Raw genomic sequence first — 17,176 nt, 5'->3', positions numbered from 1 at the left:
GCCATCGAGGGAGCAGGAATCGTCGAGTGGCCGCGACCGACTCGACGATTCCTGCTCCCTCGACGCCACGGAAGCGCGCGAGCACCCCTACGGCGCGATGAAGCGTCCCTCGGCCTGGTCCTCGAGCGCGGACGCCTTCGCCAGGTAGTGCACCTTCTTGCCCGTGGCGTTGTACGGCAGCTCGGTCACGAACCGGTAGCGCCGGGGCCGCTTGTACCGCGCGAGGCCCGGGTGCGAGCCGGTCCAGTCCTCGAGCGCCGAGGCCGCGGCGGTGTCGTCGTCCGGCAGGCCCCGCTCGTCGCGGACGACGTACGCCACGACGACCTCGCCCCAGCGGTCGTCGGGCACCCCGACCACGAGCGAGTCGGCGACACCGGGATGCTCCTGCAGCACGGCCTCGACCTGCACCGGGTGCACGTTCTCCCCGCCGGAGATGACCATGTCGTCCTTGCGCCCGACGATCGTCACGCGCTCGTGCTCGTCCCACGTCGCCAGGTCGCCCGGGTAGAACCAGCCGTTCTGGAACTTCTCGGCCTCGAGCCCCGGGTTCCGGTACGAGTAGCCGGACTTCACGGTGCGCACGGCGAACTCGCCGATCTCACTGCCGTCCTGCGGCACGGTGTCGCTCGGGTCCGCGAGCCGGTCCGCGTACACCCGCACCACGGCGACGTCGTCGTCCGTGGACGCCCGCCCGGTGGAACCGGCACCGTCGGGGAAGTCCTCGGGGCGCAGGAACGTGTTCCAGAACGTCTCGGTGGTGCCGTACCCGTTGAAGATCCGCGGCGAGAGCAGCTCCTGGTAGCGGAGCGCGGCGGCCCGGTCGAGCGGGGCGCCCATCGTCACGATGCCGTGCAGCGAGGACAGGTCCCGCGGGCGGCGCTCCTGGGCGTTCGCGAGCTGCACGAGGTTCGGCGGCGCACCGATGAGGAAGGTCAGCTGCTCCGACTCGACGAGGTCGAGCACCCGGTCGGCGTCGAAGTGCCGGAGCGTGGTCAGCTCGGCGCCGACGTAGAACACCGGGTTCGGGCCGCCCGAGTACAGCCCGCCGCGGTGGAAGAGCGGCGACATGTTGAGCGTCTTGTCGAACGGGCTGAGCGGGAAGTGCATGATGACGTCGTGCGCGCTGAGCACCTCGACCAGGCTCGGCAGCGGCACGGGCTTCGACCGTCCGGTGGTCCCCGAGGTGTAGAGCCGGGTGGTCTCGTCGTAGGTGCTGCGCGGCTCGGTGTCGGCGAGCTCCTCCGCGGTGACGGGCTCGGCCGCGAGCAGCTCGGCGAACCCGTCGTGCGGTCCGCCGACCGTGACGACGTGGTCGGGCCGGTGCGAGGCGGTCTCCAGCGCGGCGACGAGGTCGTCGTTCCGCACGGCGTCGTGGACGAGCACGACGGGCGCCGAGTCGTCGACGATGAAGGCGACCTCGTCCGGGGCCAGACGGAAGTTGGTGGGGGAGAACACGGCGCCGATGCGGTGGCACGCCAGGTAGAGCATCGCGAACTCGGGGGAGTTGAACAGCTCGACCATGACGACCGACCCACGCACGGCACCGTGCCGGACGAGCCACCCGCCGATGCGGTCGACGGCGTCGCCGAGTTCCGCGTACGTCCACGACCGGTCCGTGTCCGGGTCGCGCAGGGCCGGTCGGGTGGCGAAGCGGTGCGTGTTCCGCTGGAAGCCGTTGGCGTAGGTGTAGCTGCCCTCGAACACCTCGCGGAAGCGGGTCGAGTCGTAGTCGGATCGGGTCTCGGTCATCGTCGCTCCCTGGCTCGTGCGGTGCGCCGGGCGCACCGCAGGCCAGCGTAATCCGCGGGTGCGACGTCGGCGCACGCGTCGCCCTGTCCGCCGCCGGCCCCGACGACCGCACGGGCCTGCCGGACCGGTGGCGAGCCTCCAGTCCGCTCCGGGGCCGGCCCGGACACCGCCTGGAGGCTCGGCTCGGCTCAGCCACCCAGGTCCGGTTCCAGCACGCGCACCCAGAGCCAGGTGGCCAGCGCGACGGCCACGCTCGCGCAGGCCACGACGGCCAGGGCGACGGGCGGGACGTGGGTGCCCGCGGAGCCGGAGTACACGGCGGCGCCGAGCGCGACGCCGGCACCGGCGACGGCCGCGTACCGCGCCCGGGAGCGTGCCCAGAGGGCGCTGCCCGCTGAGCCCGCGACGGGGAGGAGCGTGGCGACGAGGGCGCCGAGTCCGCCGACGCAGAGCGTGATGGCGAACTCCGAGACCAGCGCCGTCCAGAAGCCCGTGCCGGGCGTCAGGCTGTGGAGGAGCCAGCCGACCGCCGCGAGGACGAGCAGGCCGACCGACCGCCAGGTCGCACTGCGGGCACAGGCCGCGATGTCGGAGCGCATCGCGCCCGTGTCGGCGTCGGGACGACCCACCGGCACCAAAAGCACGCCGATCACGAGGGCGGGGGAGAGGTCGGCGGCACGCGTGACGGCGCAGGCGACGAGCGCGGCCAGGACGAGCCAGGGGGAGACGCGCCAGCCGATCGTGTGTCGCTCGGCGCCGGCCGCCCACCGGGTGGTGAGGACCACGGCCGCCGTGAGCCCCGCGGTGCCGAGCAGGACGGCGATGGCCAGGCGGACGTAGCGGGCCTCGAGCGAGACGCCGACCGCGAGCAGGGTGAGGACGCTGGCCAGCACCACGGCGATGCCGATCGACGCCCAGGCCGGCAGGGCGTCGTCGCCGCGGGCGCGCTCGGTGCGGGGTCGGTTGCGGCCGGTCAACGACGCGAGGCGCAGCGAGACCCGGCCACGGAGGGTCCTGGCGACGAGACGAGCGGGGCCGGCGACGAGGAGGAGGAACCCGGCGGCGACGGCAGCGGCGACGGCGAGGGTGCGCCACGAGGCCGACGACTGGATGGTCGGGACGGCACGGTCGAACGAGGTCGCGGTCGTCCAGTCGCCGGCGGGGCCGGACCAGTCGGTGCCTCGGCCGCTGCCGGGACCCGCGCCGCTGCCGGGGCCGGCTGCGTCGCCGCTGGTGCCACTGCCGCCGTCGGTGCCGGTGCCGGTGCCGGTGCCGCCGTCGTTCCTCGCGGCGCCGCTGCCCGTGCCGCCGTCGGGTCCGCTGCCGGTGCTCGCGCCGGAGCCCGGGCTGCCGGTCGACCCGCCGTCCGAGCCGCCGTTCGACGGGCCGTGCCCCGGCTGCCCAGCGGCACCGGGCGTCGCTCCGTCGGAGGCGCCGGCCGTGCCCGTCGGTGCGGACCCCGGGACGCCGGCGCTCGCGGCGGACAGCACCACCCGGACGGAGGCGGACGGCGACGAGTGGTTGCCGGCGTCGTCATGCTGCAGTGCGGAGACGAGGTGCCGACCGGCCGCGAACCGGGAGCCGGTCGTCGCGCACGACCACGAGCGGTCCGCGCCGACGGTCGTCCCGCACACCGGGACGCGGTCGACGTAGACGGTGAGCTGTGCGGCGGGCTCGCCGGTCCCGCGGACCACGAGCGGCTGCACGAGGATCCGCGCGTCGGTGACCGGCGACGTGATGCGCGGGGGCGCCGGCGGCGTGCGGTCGAACGTGACCGTCACCGGCTGCGACGTCGCGCTCCGGAGGTCGGAGAGGTAGCCGGCCGCGGTGCTCGCCGTCTGGGTCGCCGTCATCGAGACGGTGCCGCTCGGGCGGGGAGCGGCCCCGATCGCCCACGAGACCACCCAGCGGCCGTCGGAACCGACGGTCGCGGTGCGTTCGGACCGTGAGCCGGACACCGTCACCGTGACCGTCATGCCGGCGTCGCCGCTGCCGGAGACGGAGCCGGTGGTGGTCCCACGGCTCGTGATGACCGGCGGGACGACGACGTCCGCGGCCGGTGCGTCTGCCGTGCGCCGCGCGGAGTCCGTCGTGTCCTGCGCGGTGAACACCTGCTGCGCGCCGCTGTGGACGGTGCCCGAGCACGACCAGGCACCGCGGGGGTCGGTCGTGGCGGTGCAGACGGAGGCGCTGGCGACACGGGGGTCCATCACGCGGACGCCGTGGCCGGGGGCCGCCGTGCCGTGGAAGGCCCCGGTGGCGCTGGTGATGTCGCCGGGGTCGGCGATCGTCGGGTCGGTCGGCGGGGTGTCGGTCGCCGGGGGCGACGTCGGTGCGCCGGGACGAGCGGGTTCCGGGGACGGGGACGTGGTGGGGCGCTGGGCGGACAGGGCGTCCGGGGCCGGGGTGGCGTCCGCGTCGGTGGTGCCGGTGCCGGTACCGGTGCTCGTGCTGGTGGCTCCCGCGCCCGCGTCGGTGGTGCCGGTCGCAGCCATCGCCGGCGCGACACCGAGCACCAGGAGCGCGGCTGCGAGCACGGCCGCGGCGATCCCGGTCGCCACCGTCCGGGCACGTCGGGAGGGGCCGTCGCCCCCGACAGCCCTGGCGTCCACGTGGTCCCCGCGCGTGTTCATGTCCCCCCATCCCACGCGACGCGGGCCGATCGGTCAATCCACCTCGCGGGGGAACCGCGATTCCTGGCCGCGGTGCACCCCGTTCCACGGCCTCCGCCGAACGTCGGGTGTGCGGCACGCGGGAATCCTCCGTGAACCGCGGAGCGGACGAGGACCACACGAGTGCCGTCATTAGAATCGACGCTGGTCCGTCCGGCCCGGCAGGTGACGCCGGCCCGGCCGCGGACAACCCGACGCGACAAGGAGCACTCCCGCATGGACACCGGACTCATCACGACCCTGATCGTCGTCGGCGTCGTGGTCGTGCTCCTCGTGGTCGTCGGGATCTACCTCTGGGTCACGTACAACTCCCTGGTCACGCTCAAGGTGCGGGTGGACGAGGCCTGGAGCGACATCTCCGTGCAGCTGAAGCGCCGCGCCGACCTGATCCCCACGATCGTCAGCACGGTGAAGGGGTACGCGACGCACGAGAAGGCCGTGTTCGACGACGTCACGAAGGCCAGGGCCGAGACGCTCGGTGCCGGTGACGCCGACCAGGCCTCCGCGGCCGAGGGGCACATGCAGAAGGCCCTCAAGAGCGTGTTCGCCGTCGCCGAGGGGTACCCGCAGCTCCAGTCGAGCCAGAACTTCCTGCAGCTGCAGACCGAACTCGTCGACACCGAGGACAAGATCCAGTCGGCCCGTCGGTTCTACAACGGCGGCGTCCGCGAGCTGAACACGAAGATCAAGGTCTTCCCGAACTCCTCGTTCGCCAAGAGCCGCGGGTTCACCGAGGCCTCCTTCTTCGAGACGACCGAACCCGCGGCGATCGCCGAACCGCCGCGCGTCCAGTTCTGACCCGGCGGCACGGCCCCCTCGCATGTACAGCGCCATCGCGCGCAACAAGCGCAACACCGTCGTGATCGTCCTGGTGTTCCTGGTCATCATCGGGGCGCTCGGGTTCCTCGGCGGGTACCCCGCCGGCAACGTCTCGATCGGGTTCATCGTGCTGGTCGTCGCCCTCGGCTACGCGCTCCTGCAGTACTTCACCGCCGCTCGCCAGGCCACGGCGATCGCGGGCGGCATCGAGGTCGACCGGACCACGGCGCCCCGACTCTGGCGCACGGTGGAGAACCTCGCCATCACGACCGGCATGCCGATGCCGCGCGTCTACGTCATCCGTGACCCCGCCCCGAACGCCTTCGCCACCGGCCGCGACCCCGAGCACGCCGTCGTCGCGGCGACCACCGGGCTGCTCGAGCTCATGGACGACCAGGAGCTGCAGGGCGTCATGGCGCACGAGCTCGGCCATGTCCGGAACTACGACATCCGGGTGTCGACGATGGTGTTCGGGCTCGTCGTCGCCGTCGGGCTGATCGCCGACGTGCTCCTGCGCATCTCGGTCTTCAGCGGCCTGTCCGGCGGACGGAACCGGAACACCGACAACGGCGGCGGCGCGAACCCGGTCCTGCTCGTCGCCGGGCTCGCCGCGGTGGTCGTGGCGCCGATCGCGGCGATGGGCGTGCAGGCCGCGGTGTCCCGGCAGCGCGAGTACCTGGCGGACGCCACCGGCGCGCTCACCACCCGGCATCCGGAGGGGCTCGCCAGGGCGCTCGAGAAGCTCGGCGCCTACGGCCAGCCGATGCGCACGCAGAACTCCTCGATGGCGCACCTGTGGATCGCCGACCCGATGCGACCCGGTGTGATGGACCGTCTGTTCTCGACGCACCCGCCGCTGCCCGACCGCATCGCCCGACTGCGCGGGATCCAGGACCGGTTCTAGGGAGCGGGGTCGGGTCGCGGGGCAGGGTCGCGCCCCGCGGCGGACATCGCGCCCCGTCACGCGGGGGCGCGGAGTCCGGGACGGGGCGCGATCAGAGCGCCGGGAGGCTCGGGGCCGGGTCGGCGTCACCGTCCGGGGCGACCGGAGCCACGTCGGCATCGTCGGCGGATTCGTGCGGCACGAGCGGCACACCGAGCGCCGCCGCCACCCGGGCCGCCGCCGTGCCGCGGTCGGTGACCTCGACGCCGTCGAGCCCCTGCCACGCCGCCGCCTGGCGCAAGGTCACGGCGAGGCGTTCGGCGTCGATCTGCGCCGTGTCCTGGTCCCAGGCGGTGCGGACCCGCAGCACCCCGCGCTGCCGGTCGCTCTTGAGGTCGACCCGGCCCACGAGGGCGTCGTCCTGCAGCACCGGCAGCACGTAGTACCCGAACACCCGCTTCGGTGCGGGAGTGTAGATCTCGATCCGGTAGTGGAAGTCGTACATCCGCTCGGCCCGACGCCGGAACCACACGACGGGGTCGAACGGGCTCAGCACGGCGTCGGCCGTCATCGTGCGGGGGACCCGGGCGTCGGTGTGCAACCAGGCGCGTTCCCGCCAGCCCTCGACCTGCACGGGCAGGAGCACGCCGGCGTCCTGCAGGTCGGCGATCGCCGCAGCGGTGTCGTCCGAGCGCAGCCGGTAGTAGTCGGCGATGTCCGCGCGGGTGCCGACCCCGATCGCGCGGGTGGCCCGTGCGACGAGGTCACGGATCGCGTCCGGGCGCGCGGGGGCGTCGTCGAGGAACCCGGCGGGGAGCACCTGGTCGGGCAGGGCGTACACGCGCTCGAACCCGGAACGACCGGCACTGACGACGTCGCCCCACCGGAACATCTGCTCGAGCCCGGTCTTGACGTCGCTCCAGCCCCACCACGGGCCCCGACGGACGTTGGCCTCGTGCTCCACCGCGCTGGCCGGCATCGGGCCCTCGGCGGCGAGCAGGGCGCGGAGCTCCCGGCGGACGGTGGCGGTGCCCTCGACCCAGGCGGCGCGGGTGGGGCCGGCGTCGCGGACCCGCATCGCGTCCATCTTCCAGCGGAACAGCCGCAGGTCGTCGCGCGGGACGAAGGCGGCCTCGTGTGCCCAGTACTCGACGTACGGCCCCCGCTTCGTGAACGTCAGGCGGTCGAGCGCCGCGCGGTCGTAGGCGCCGAGGCGGGCGAACAGCGGCAGGTAGTGGCTGCGGTCGAAGACGTTCACGGAGTCGATCTGCAGCAGGCCGAGCCGGCCGATCGAGGCGGTCAGGGACCGGGTGGTCGCGGGGTCGGTCCTGGGGCGTCCGAAGCCCTGCGCGGCCAGGCTGACGCGGCGTGCCTCGGCGGCGGAGAGCGTGGAGCGGACCATGCGACCGACCCTACTGAGCACCGCCGACGGCACCTGCTGGAACCCACATGTCGCATCTGGAACCCGGCAGGCGGGCCGCGGATAGGATCGTCCGCATGGCCTGGGGCAAGAAGAACCGTGACGCACCCGTACCCGTACCCGTACCCGCACCCGCGGTCGTGACGCCGAGGACCCACCCCGACCCCGTGGTCGAGGACGCGGTCCCGACAGGCGTCCGCATCGCCGGCGCGTGGTCGTGGCGCGTGCTCGTCGTGGTCGGGGTGATCGCGCTCTTCATCTGGCTGATGACGATCTTCAGCGAGATCCTGATCCCGTTCCTCGTCGGCATCGTCATCTCGGCGCTCCTCGTCCCCATCTCGAACTGGCTGCAGCGGCACCACGTGCCGAAGTGGCTCGCGATCGTGATGAGCCTGCTCGGTGGCATCGCCGCGGTCGGCGCGCTGATCTGGCTCGTCGTCGACCAGGTGATCGCGTCGTACCCGTCGCTGCGTGACCGCACGGTGGACCAGTACGCGAACGTCAAGGACCTCGTGCTGAACTCCGGCCTTGGCATCACGCAGGGCGACGTCAACGGCTGGCTGGACGACGGCACGAAGTGGCTGCAGGACAACTCCGCGTCGATCCTGTCCGGCGTCGCGAGCGCCGGCTCCGGTGCCACCCACGCGTTCGAGGCCCTGTTCATCGTCCTGTTCACGACGATCTTCCTGCTCATCGACGGCAAGAACGTCTGGCGCTGGACCGTCCGGCTGTTCCCGCGCAAGGCCCGCGCGGCGGTCGACGGCGCCGGCGTCGCCGGGTGGATCACCCTGACGAGCTTCATCCGCGTGCAGATCTTCGTCGCCTTCGTCGACGCGGTCGGCATCGGCGGCGGCGCGTTCATCGTCGGGCTGTTCTTCGGCGGCATGCCGCTCGTCATCCCGATCGCCGCGTTCGTGTTCCTCGGGGCGTTCATCCCCGTCGTCGGCGCGATCGTCACCGGGTTCCTGGCGATCTTCGTCGCGCTCATCTTCAACGGGCCCGTCGCCGCGGTGCTCGTGCTCGCCGTCGTGCTCCTCGTGCAGCAGATCGAGGGCCACATCCTGCAGCCGCTCGTGATGGGCAACGCCGTCAAGGTGCACCCGCTGGCCGTCGTCCTCGGCGTCACCGCGTCGGCGGGCCTCGCCGGCATCGCCGGTGCGTTCTTCGCCGTCCCGCTCATCGCCACCCTGAACGCCATGGTGACGACGATCGCGAGCGGTCGCTGGCGTCGACTCGACTCCGACCACGTGCTCGAGGCCACCCCGAAGCGCGGCCAGCACGGGCAGCTCCAGCTGATGCGCCGTCGCCGGCACAAGGTCGGCGACGACGTCCCGGCGCCCGGCAGCGACAAGGCCCCCACGGCGGCTGAGGGAACGGCCAGCACGAACTAGCGTCACGGGTTCGGCATCGGGCTCCCGACCGACGATGATGGGACCGTGACCGACACCACTGCCCCGACGATCCCCACCCTCGACGACATCGAGAAGGCGCGCGAGACCATCGCGGGGGTCGCCCGGGTCACGCCGATGGAGACCTCGCAGTTCCTTGCAGAGGTCCTCGGTTCCCCGGTCCACCTGAAGTGCGAGAACCTGCAGCGCACCGGGGCGTACAAGCTCCGCGGTGCGTACAACCGGCTCTCCATGCTGACCGACGAGCAGCGGGCCGCGGGTGTCGTCGCCGCGAGCGCCGGCAACCACGCGCAGGGGGTCGCGCTGGCCGCCCGGGAGCTCGGCATCCCGGCGACGATCTTCACCCCGGTCGGGGTCGCCCTGCCGAAGCTGCAGGCCACGCGCCACTACGGCGCCGAGGTCGTGCTCCGCGGGCACTCGGTGGAAGAGGCCCTGTCCGCCGCGAAGGACTTCGCCGCCCACACCGGAGCCGTCTTCATCCCGCCGTTCGACCACCCCGCCGTGATCGCCGGGCAGGGGACCCTGGGCCTGGAGATCGTCGACCAGGTCCCCGACGTCGACACCGTCGTCGTTCCGATCGGCGGCGGCGGGGTCATCTCCGGCATCGCGATCGCCGTGAAGGGGCTCGCGGAGCGCCTCGGCCGTGAGATCCGGGTCATCGGGGTGCAGGCCGAGAACGCCGCCGCCTACCCGGACTCCCTCGACGCCGGCGAGCCCGTCACGATCACCACGACCCCGACGATCGCCGACGGCATCGCGGTCGCGCGCCCCGGTGACCTCAACTTCCCGATCATCCGCGACCTGGTCGACGAGATCGTCACGGTGTCCGACGACGACGTCGCCCGCGCGCTCCTGGTGCTGCTCGAGCGCGCCAAGCTCGTCGTCGAGGCCGCCGGGGCTGTCGGCGTCGCGGCGATCATGGCCGGCTCCGTCCGGGACACCGGCCGCACGGTGGTGCTGCTCAGCGGCGGCAACATCGACCCGCTCATGATGGAGCGCATCATCACGCGCGGCCTGGTCGCCGCCTCGCGCTACATCGGCATCCGGATCATGCTGCCGGACCGCCCAGGGCAGCTCGCCCGCGTGGCCCAGGTCATCTCCGACGCCGGCGCGAACGTGGTGGAGGTCCTGCACACCCGGCACGGCCAGGGCCTCGTCATCAGCGAGGTCGCGCTCGACCTGTCGATCGAGGCCCGCGGCCCCGACCACGCCGAAGAGGTCATCCAGCGGCTCCACGAGGCGGGCTTCCGCCCGGAACAGCTCCTGCAGACCCCCTGACCGTCGCCGTGATCCGGGGCCGGCCCCGGACATGACGGGAGGCCCGTGGCGATCCCGCCACGGGCCTCCCGTCCTGCACGTGTCCGGGCTGACAGCCCAGCTGCGCGCTACGGCTCGTAGCGCTCGACCTTCGTCACCTCGACGGCGATCTCCTTGCCGTTCGGTGCGGTGTACGTGGCGGAGTCGCCGGCGCGCAGGCCGACGATGGCCGCACCGACCGGGCTGACGGGGCTGTAGACGGTGAGGTCCGAGCCCTCGGCGACGATCTCGCGGCTGCCGACCAGGAACGTCGACGGGTCGCCGGCGATCGTGGCGGTGACGACGGTGCCCGGCTCGACAGTGCCGTCGAAGACGGCCTCGGTCACGGTGGCGGTCTTCAGGAGGTTCGTGAGGACGCGGATGCGGGCCTCGATCTTGCCCTGCTCGTCCTTGGCGGCGTGGTAGCCGCCGTTCTCCTTGAGGTCGCCCTCTTCGCGAGCGGCCTCGATGCGGCGCGCGATCTCGGCACGGCCCTCGCCGCTCAGCTCCTCGAGCTCGCCCTTGAGGCGGTCGTGTGCCTCTTGCGTGAGCCAGGTGGCCTGCGTGTCGTTGCTCATGTCGTCAGTCCCTTCGACCATGAAGAACGAGACCGACCGGAGCGGTCGGTCTCGTCAGGCGAATCAGGGCAGTCTAGGGAACCCAGCAGGTGTGGATCAAGCCGGTCACGCCGCGTGTCGTCGTGTTGACGTCGGTCGTGATCGTCCGCGAGCGCTCGGTCGTCGGGGGCAGCGTCACGGTCTTCCAGCCGACGATCGTGTACGACTTGTCGAGCACCTGGACCGTGCACTCCGCGGGCGTGCCGGGGTCGACCGACACCTGCGAGTGGACGACGGCCTTGTGCGCCGAGAGGATCTCGTAGCCGACGTCGTCGGAGTCGAGCCCGTGCGAGGTCTGCCCGGGGCCGGCCCAGATCACCCAGGCGCCGAACACGACGACGATGGCGGCGGCAGCGGCGATCGCGATCGTCCTGGTGCGCCGCGACCGGCCGGCGGTGCGGCCGTAGCGGTCGTCGAGTGCGGCTGTGGTGCTCGGGTTCAGCTGTTCGGACAGTTCGGGGCTCCCGGGGTGATTATCCTGATCCCAGGGTAGTTCACGCCTGCCGTGCGCCACCTCCGACCCCGACCCCACCCGTGAGGACCCACCCGTGCCACATCGTCTGATGGCCGTCCACGCCCATCCCGACGACGAGTCGAGCAAGGGGGCGGGCACGTCGGCGAGGTACGTGGCCGAGGGCAACGAGGTGCTCGTCGTCTCGTGCACCGGCGGCGAGGCCGGCGACGTCCTCAACGAGGACCTGCCCGAGCCCGCACTGAGCCGTGCGCACCGGGACATGGCCGGGTTCCGTCGTGGCGAGATGGCCGCGGCGCAGGCGGCGCTCGGCATCGAGCACGTCTGGCTCGGCTACCACGACTCCGGGCTGCCCGACGCCGAGAAGGGCGAGACCGTGCGCCCCGGCACGTTCGCCACCGTGCCGCTGGAGTCCTCGACCGAGGCCCTCGTCCGCGTGGTCCGTCGCTTCCGCCCGCACGTGCTCGTCACCTACGACGAGAACGGCGGCTACCCGCACCCGGACCACATCCGCACACACGAGGTCTCGATGGCCGCCTGGCGCGACGCCGCCGACCCGGCGAAGTACCCCGACGCGGGCGAGCCGTGGGCGGTCTCGAAGCTCTACTACGAGCGCACCATGAACCCGCGCCGCTTCACCGCGTTCTACGAGGCCATCAAGGAACGTGAGCCCGACAGCCCCCTCGTCGAGCAGCTCGGCGAGTGGGTGCAGCGGTTCGCGGACCGGCCGGACCTGGCCACGAGCCACGTCGACGTGCACGAGTACTTCGACGCCCGCGACGCCGCCCTGCGCGCCCACGCCAGCCAGGTGCCGCCGAACAGCCCCTTCTTCTACTGGCCGAACGACCTCCTCGCGACGGTCTGGCCGACCGAGGACTACCAGCTCGTCGAGGCCCGCGTGCCGACCGAGCTGCCCGAGTCCGATCTCTTCGCGGGGATCCCAGCCGAACAGGACGTCAACGCGTGACCAGCATCGCAGCACTGCTCGCTGCCACCCCGAGCCCCAGCCCGACCTCGGCGGTCCCGGACGTCGAGGTGACCCCGGGCGTCGCCGGCTTCATCGCGATCGCGGTCGTCGCCGTCGTGACGATCCTGCTGCTCGTCGACATGACGCGGCGCATCCGTCGCACCCGCTACCGCGCTGAGATCCGGGAGCGCTTCGAGGCCGAGGCACGCAACGGCGGCCCGCTCACGGACGAGCCGGCGCGACGCGCCGACGAGGACGGCCGAGCCGACGTCGGGGACGACACCGAGCGCGGCTAGCAGCCAGCCACAGGGCGGACAGGAGGTCCGGGGCGGCACCGCCACGAGCCTCCAGTCCGTCCGTGGTCACCGCCGGCGCCCGCCCTGCCGGACCGACGTCAGCGCACCGGGTGCAGCGCGACCAGGAGGATGCCCGCCCACTGTGCCGCGAAGGCCACGACGGTGAGGGCGTGGAAGACCTCGTGGAAGCCGAAGAACCGCGGCGAGGGGTTCGGCCGCTTGAAGCCGTAGACCACGGCGCCGACGACGTACGCGAGCCCGCCGGCCAGCACGAGCACGGTCATCGGGACGCTCGCGGCGAAGAGCTGCGGCAGGATCCCGAGCGCTGCGCAGCCGAGCGCCAGGTACAGCGGCACGTAGAGCCAGCGCGGCGCGCCGATCCAGAACACGCGGAACGCGATGCCGAGCAGGGCACCGCCCCACATCACCCACAGCACCACGACCATCAGCGTGTGGGGCAGGGCACACACGGCGACGGGCGTGTACGTCCCCGCGATGAGCAGGAAGATGTTCGTGTGGTCGATCCGCTTGAGCACGCGCTTGACGACCGGGCTCCAGGGGAAGCGGTGGTAGGTCGCGGAGACGCCGAACATGATGAGCGACGTGGCCGCGAACACCGCGGTGCCGGCCTTCGCCGCCGGGGTCGCCGCGAGGGTCACGAGGACGATCCCCATCGCGAGGGCGAACGGGAACGTGCCGAGGTGGATCCAGCCGCGCCAGGCCGGCCGTTCGTCGGCTGCGGTGGCGGCTTCCTCAGTGAAGGGGACGTGGGGGAGGGTGCCGGTGTCCCTGTCCTGGTGCATGCTCCGACGATATCGCCGCGGCACCGCGGCACCACGGCACCGGCTGGGAGTCGGCGCCGAGCACGGGTGCACTACGCTCGTCGCGTGACGGGCAGGCTGGGTTGGGCAGGACGCGGGATCCTCTACCGCGCCTACCAGAAGCGCATCCGCAGGCAGATCGACGGAGCGCCGACGCCGAAGCACGTCGCCATGATCGTCGACGGGAACCGCCGCTGGGCCAAGCAGCTCGGCCTCGAGACCGCCGCGCACGGCCACCGCGCCGGCGCCGCGAAGATCCCCGAGTTCCTGTCGTGGTGTGACGACCTCGACGTGCAGGTCGTCACGCTGTACCTGCTGTCAGCGGACAACCTCAAGGGCCGCGCGGGCGACGAGCTCGAGCAGCTCATCAGCATCATCGCCGACCTGGCCGACCGGCTGGCCGACCACAAGCAGTGGCGCGTGCAGCACGTCGGGTCGAACGACGGGCTGCCGGACGGACTCGTCACGACGCTCGCGAACGCCGCGGCCCGGAGCGCCGGGCACACCGGGCTGCACATCAACCTCGCGGTCGGCTACGGCGGCCGGCGGGAGATCGCCGACGCCATGCGCAGCATCGTCCAGGCGCACGGCGAGGGCGGCGGCACGCTCGACACCCTGGCCGAGGTCCTGACGCCCGAGCTCATCGGCGACCACCTCTACACGCAGGGCCAGCCGGACCCCGACCTGATGATCCGGACCTCCGGCGAGCAGCGGCTGTCGGACTTCATGCTGTGGCAGAGCGCGCACAGCGAGTTCTACTTCGTCGAGGCCTTCTACCCGGACCTGCGCGAGGTCGACTTCCTCCGTGCGGTCCGCGACTTCGGGCTCCGGTCACGGCGGTTCGGCGGCTGAGTCCGCCCGCTGCTGCGCCGGCTGGTGGTCGACGGTTCAACCGTCGAACCACTGCGTCGATCGGCTGAGACGGGGCCTGCATTCGCGACCGCCGAGTCGTCCCAGTAGTCTCTCAGGGTTCTGTTCCCGTGAAAGGTGCTCTCCGTGACCACGATCGACGAGTACGCCGCCGGCTTCGCCGAGGAGCCCGGCTACCTCGACCACGCCGCCTTTGGCCCGGTGCAGACCGCCGTGCTCGAGGAGCAGCGGGTCCTCGGCACCATCCAGGCGCACATGCGCTTCGGCGCGATGGAGACCCTCGACGAGCAGGACGCCCGCGTCCGGGCCGTCGCCGCCCGCCTGGTCGGCCGCCGCGAGGACCAGGTCGTGTCCCAGTCGGCGACGACCCCCGGCCTGCTGCACACCGCGTTCGGCATCACCGGCGGGGTCCTCGTCGCCGCGGACGAGTACCCGTCGATGCCCCTCGCGCTCGCGAGCGCCGCGTCGGCCACCGGCGGCCGCGTCCGTCCGGTCGTCATCGAGTCCGGTGCTGGCTGGGTGACGCCGTCGCTCGTCGCGTCCCGGCTGGCCGACGCGCAGGACGAGGTCACCGCCGTGGCCGTGTCCCTGGTGGACTGGCGCACCGGCTACCTCGCCGACCTCGCCGGCCTCCGCGAGGCGATCGGCGACCGCCTGCTCATCGTCGACGCGATCCAGGGCTTCGGCGTCGTGGACGCCCCCTACGAGCTCGCGGACGTCGTCGCCACCGGCGGCCAGAAGTGGCTGCACGCCGGGTGGGGCACGGGATTCGCAGCCTTCAGCGACCGGGCGCTCGAGCGACTCCGTCCCGCGCTCTCCGGCCCGCACGGCACGACGGGGTGGCCCCTCGAGGTGCCGTCCGTGCGTCCGGGTGCCGCCGGCTTCACCATGAGCCGCATCGACCCGGTGGCGCAGGCACGCATGGCCGTGTCGCTCGAGCGGCTCACCGCCGTCGGTGTCGCCGCCGTGCAGGAGCGCATCGCTGACCGGGTGGAGCGGGTCTTCGACATCGCCGACGAGTTCGGGCTCGAGGTCGAGTCCAGCCGTGACCCGGCCGAGCGCGCGGGCATCGTGGTGCTGCGCCCGGCCGAGGGTCGCGTCACCGCGCTGTCGGCCGCGCTGCACAACCACGGCGTCACCGTGAGTGCACGACTCGGCACCGTGCGGGTGTCGGTGTTCGCGTCGACCACCGACGAGACGCTCGACATGTTCCGGGACGCCTGCATCTCCTACGCCACGTCGTTCTGACGTCCGGATCGCGCTCACAGGAGCCGTTCACGCGACCGTAACCGTCGGATCCGCGTGTCGATCTCGACGCTGTCAGGGGGTCGACGTAGCGTCAGCGCCATCGGGCACCGAGCCCGATCGAAGCGGCCACAGTCGGTGCTTCGAGACCCGCTCCGTGGCCGCGTGAGGACAAGGACCGGGTCGTTCGCGGCCCGGGGATGGAGTGGTCGTGACCTCTCAGAACGTCTCCCGCGGAACCTCGTCAGCAGCGTCGACATCGGCTTCGGTCGACCGGTCGACCAGCACCGCCCAGCGCACCTACGTGCTGGACACCTCGGTGCTGCTGAGTGATCCGCGAGCCCTGTTCCGCTTCGACGAGCACGCCGTGGTGCTGCCCGTCGTGGTCGTCAGCGAGCTCGAGTCGAAGCGCAACGACCCGGAGATCGGCTACTTCGCCCGTCAGGCGCTCCGCATCCTCGACGAGCTCCGCGTCGAGCACGAGCGGCTCGACTTCCCGGTCGCGGTCGGTGACGGCGGCTCGCTCCGCGTCGAGCTGAACCACTCCAACCAGTCGGTGCTGCCGTCCGGGCTGCAGCTCGGCGACAACGACTCCCGCATCCTGGCCGTCGCGATGAACCTGGCGAACGACGGCCTCGACGTGGTCGTCGTGTCGAAGGACCTCCCGCTCCGCGTCAAGGCCGCCTCCGTCGGGCTGGCCGCACAGGAGTACCGCGCCGAGCTCGCCGTCGACTCCGGGTACACCGGCATCACGGACCTGCAGGTGTCGGGGAACGAGATGACCGACCTCTACGAGCGGGAGGAGATCGCCTCCGCCGCGCTCGAGGGCGTCCCGGTCAACACCGGCGTCGTCATCCACTCCGAGCGCGGGTCGGCCCTCGGCCGCGTGCACACGGCCGGGTCGGTCGCCCTGGTCCGCGGCGACCGCGAGGTCTTCGGCCTGCGCGGCCGCTCCGCCGAGCAGCGCCTGGCCATCGACGCCCTGCTCTACCCGGAGATCGGCATCGTCTCCCTCGGCGGCAGCGCCGGCACGGGCAAGTCCGCGCTGGCCCTGTGCGCCGGACTCGAGGCCGTGCTCGAACGGCAGCAGCACAAGAAGATCATGGTGTTCCGCCCGCTCTACGCCGTCGGAGGCCAGGAGCTCGGCTTCCTGCCCGGCGACGCCAACGAGAAGATGAACCCGTGGGCGCAGGCGGTCTACGACACCCTCGGCGCACTGGTCTCGGACAACGTGCTGGACGAGGTCGTCGAGCGCGGCATGCTCGAGGTGCTCCCGCTGACGCACATCCGTGGCCGCTCGCTGCACGACGCCTTCGTGATCGTCGACGAGGCCCAGTCCCTCGAGCGCAACGTGCTGCTGACCATGCTCTCCCGCATCGGGCAGAACTCGCGCGTGGTCCTGACCCACGACGTCGCCCAGCGCGACAACCTGCGGGTGGGTCGCCACGACGGGGTCGCGTCGGTGATCGAGCGGTTGAAGGGCCACCCGCTGTTCGCGCACGTCACGTTGACGCGGTCGGAGCGCTCCGCGATCGCGGCGCTCGTGACGGAGATGCTGGACTCGCCGGACCTGGTGTAGTCGCGGCGCCGCCACGACGCGCTGGTCGCGACGGTGACACGGCGACGGACGGGAGGCTCGG

General features: G+C 72.4%; 15 protein-coding genes. 9 read left to right on the top strand and 6 right to left on the bottom strand.

All coding sequences use genetic code 11. The features are described 5' to 3' along the window. Positions 1 to 87: 87 nt before the first annotated feature. Together BIU98_RS17165 and BIU98_RS19150 are read right to left on the bottom strand one after the other, a co-directional pair. Positions 88 to 1,749 (bottom strand): class I adenylate-forming enzyme family protein, encoded by a 1,662-nt coding sequence (locus tag BIU98_RS17165; RefSeq protein ID WP_071279433.1) that lies wholly within the window; start codon positions 1,747 to 1,749, stop codon positions 88 to 90. 188 nt (positions 1,750 to 1,937) lie between these two features. Then, positions 1,938 to 4,382, bottom strand: a complete 2,445-nt coding sequence (locus BIU98_RS19150; protein WP_071279286.1) for a hypothetical protein — start codon at positions 4,380 to 4,382, stop codon at positions 1,938 to 1,940. Between the two features lie 255 nt (positions 4,383 to 4,637). On the opposite strand from BIU98_RS19150, the gene BIU98_RS17155 reads away from it, so the two are divergent. Together BIU98_RS17155 and BIU98_RS17150 are read left to right on the top strand one after the other, a co-directional pair. Continuing rightward, positions 4,638 to 5,219 carry a LemA family protein gene (locus BIU98_RS17155; protein ID WP_071279284.1) on the top strand — a complete coding sequence of 194 codons (582 nt, stop codon included), beginning with the start codon at positions 4,638 to 4,640 and terminating at the stop codon, positions 5,217 to 5,219. Between the two features lie 22 nt (positions 5,220 to 5,241). Next, on the top strand, positions 5,242 to 6,144 hold the full coding sequence (locus BIU98_RS17150) for a M48 family metallopeptidase (RefSeq protein WP_071279282.1): 903 nt from the start codon (positions 5,242 to 5,244) through the stop codon (positions 6,142 to 6,144). Between the two features lie 91 nt (positions 6,145 to 6,235). Here BIU98_RS17150 and BIU98_RS17145 read toward each other — a convergent pair whose 3' ends face one another. Next, entirely contained in the window at positions 6,236 to 7,525 is a 1,290-nt protein-coding gene (locus BIU98_RS17145) for a winged helix-turn-helix domain-containing protein (RefSeq protein ID WP_071279280.1), read from the bottom strand. A gap of 95 nt (positions 7,526 to 7,620) precedes the next feature. On the opposite strand from BIU98_RS17145, the gene BIU98_RS17140 reads away from it, so the two are divergent. Both BIU98_RS17140 and ilvA read left to right on the top strand, forming a co-directional pair. Next, positions 7,621 to 8,934 carry an AI-2E family transporter gene (locus BIU98_RS17140; protein ID WP_254788005.1) on the top strand — a complete coding sequence of 438 codons (1,314 nt, stop codon included), beginning with the start codon at positions 7,621 to 7,623 and terminating at the stop codon, positions 8,932 to 8,934. Positions 8,935 to 8,979: 45 nt separating this feature from the next. Continuing rightward, positions 8,980 to 10,230: a threonine ammonia-lyase gene (ilvA, locus tag BIU98_RS17135; RefSeq protein ID WP_071279273.1), complete on the top strand. Its 1,251-nt coding sequence runs from the start codon at positions 8,980 to 8,982 to the stop codon at positions 10,228 to 10,230. A 107-nt stretch (positions 10,231 to 10,337) separates the two neighbouring features. On the opposite strand, the gene greA is transcribed toward ilvA, so the two are convergent. Together greA and BIU98_RS17125 are read right to left on the bottom strand one after the other, a co-directional pair. Next, the gene (gene greA / locus BIU98_RS17130; protein ID WP_071279270.1) at positions 10,338 to 10,826 is read right to left on the bottom strand and encodes a transcription elongation factor GreA; all 489 of its coding nucleotides are present in this window, start codon (positions 10,824 to 10,826) and stop codon (positions 10,338 to 10,340) included. A gap of 73 nt (positions 10,827 to 10,899) precedes the next feature. Beyond that, positions 10,900 to 11,379 (bottom strand): DUF4307 domain-containing protein, encoded by a 480-nt coding sequence (locus tag BIU98_RS17125; RefSeq protein ID WP_175481411.1) that lies wholly within the window; start codon positions 11,377 to 11,379, stop codon positions 10,900 to 10,902. Positions 11,380 to 11,413: 34 nt separating this feature from the next. Between BIU98_RS17125 and mca the strand changes: the two genes are divergently transcribed. Together mca and BIU98_RS17115 are read left to right on the top strand one after the other, a co-directional pair. Continuing rightward, on the top strand, positions 11,414 to 12,304 hold the full coding sequence (mca, locus tag BIU98_RS17120; protein ID WP_139200814.1) for a mycothiol conjugate amidase Mca: 891 nt from the start codon (positions 11,414 to 11,416) through the stop codon (positions 12,302 to 12,304). Further along, positions 12,301 to 12,600: a hypothetical protein gene (locus BIU98_RS17115; protein ID WP_071279264.1), complete on the top strand. Its 300-nt coding sequence runs from the start codon at positions 12,301 to 12,303 to the stop codon at positions 12,598 to 12,600. Before mca ends, BIU98_RS17115 begins: the two co-directional genes overlap by 4 nt. Positions 12,601 to 12,698: 98 nt before the next feature. Here the strand turns inward: BIU98_RS17115 and BIU98_RS17110 are convergent, their stop codons facing one another. Beyond that, a complete protein-coding gene (locus tag BIU98_RS17110) occupies positions 12,699 to 13,403 on the bottom strand; it encodes a hemolysin III family protein (RefSeq protein WP_071279262.1) in 705 nt (234 codons plus the stop codon). Positions 13,404 to 13,487: 84 nt separating this feature from the next. Between BIU98_RS17110 and BIU98_RS17105 the strand changes: the two genes are divergently transcribed. The 3 genes from BIU98_RS17105 to BIU98_RS17095 all read left to right on the top strand — a co-directional run bounded on the left by BIU98_RS17105 (position 13,488) and on the right by BIU98_RS17095 (position 17,115). Continuing rightward, on the top strand, positions 13,488 to 14,273 hold the full coding sequence (locus BIU98_RS17105; protein WP_175481410.1) for an isoprenyl transferase: 786 nt from the start codon (positions 13,488 to 13,490) through the stop codon (positions 14,271 to 14,273). A 144-nt stretch (positions 14,274 to 14,417) separates the two neighbouring features. After that, entirely contained in the window at positions 14,418 to 15,539 is a 1,122-nt protein-coding gene (locus BIU98_RS17100) for an aminotransferase class V-fold PLP-dependent enzyme (RefSeq protein ID WP_071279425.1), read from the top strand. Positions 15,540 to 15,741: 202 nt separating this feature from the next. Then, positions 15,742 to 17,115: a PhoH family protein gene (locus BIU98_RS17095; protein ID WP_254788003.1), complete on the top strand. Its 1,374-nt coding sequence runs from the start codon at positions 15,742 to 15,744 to the stop codon at positions 17,113 to 17,115. Positions 17,116 to 17,176 lie beyond the last annotated feature (61 nt).

It is taken from the genome of Curtobacterium sp. MMLR14_010, assembly GCF_001865015.1.
Taxonomy (GTDB): domain Bacteria; phylum Actinomycetota; class Actinomycetes; order Actinomycetales; family Microbacteriaceae; genus Curtobacterium.
Note: the sequence above shows the minus strand (reverse complement) of the source record. Positions and strands in the feature narration are given on the sequence as shown.

Excerpts from the sequence above, each read along its gene's own strand:
- BIU98_RS17150 (WP_071279282.1), top strand. The coding sequence starts at position 5,242 with ATGTACAGCGCCATCGCGCGCAACAAGCGCAACACCGTCGTGATCGTC.
- BIU98_RS19150 (WP_071279286.1), bottom strand. The coding sequence starts at position 4,382 with ATGAACACGCGCGGGGACCACGTGGACGCCAGGGCTGTCGGGGGCGAC.
- BIU98_RS17165 (WP_071279433.1), bottom strand. The coding sequence starts at position 1,749 with ATGACCGAGACCCGATCCGACTACGACTCGACCCGCTTCCGCGAGGTG.
- BIU98_RS17145 (WP_071279280.1), bottom strand. The coding sequence starts at position 7,525 with ATGGTCCGCTCCACGCTCTCCGCCGCCGAGGCACGCCGCGTCAGCCTG.
- BIU98_RS17155 (WP_071279284.1), top strand. The coding sequence starts at position 4,638 with ATGGACACCGGACTCATCACGACCCTGATCGTCGTCGGCGTCGTGGTC.
- BIU98_RS17110 (WP_071279262.1), bottom strand. The coding sequence starts at position 13,403 with ATGCACCAGGACAGGGACACCGGCACCCTCCCCCACGTCCCCTTCACT.
- greA (WP_071279270.1), bottom strand. The coding sequence starts at position 10,826 with ATGAGCAACGACACGCAGGCCACCTGGCTCACGCAAGAGGCACACGAC.
- BIU98_RS17140 (WP_254788005.1), top strand. The coding sequence starts at position 7,621 with ATGGCCTGGGGCAAGAAGAACCGTGACGCACCCGTACCCGTACCCGTA.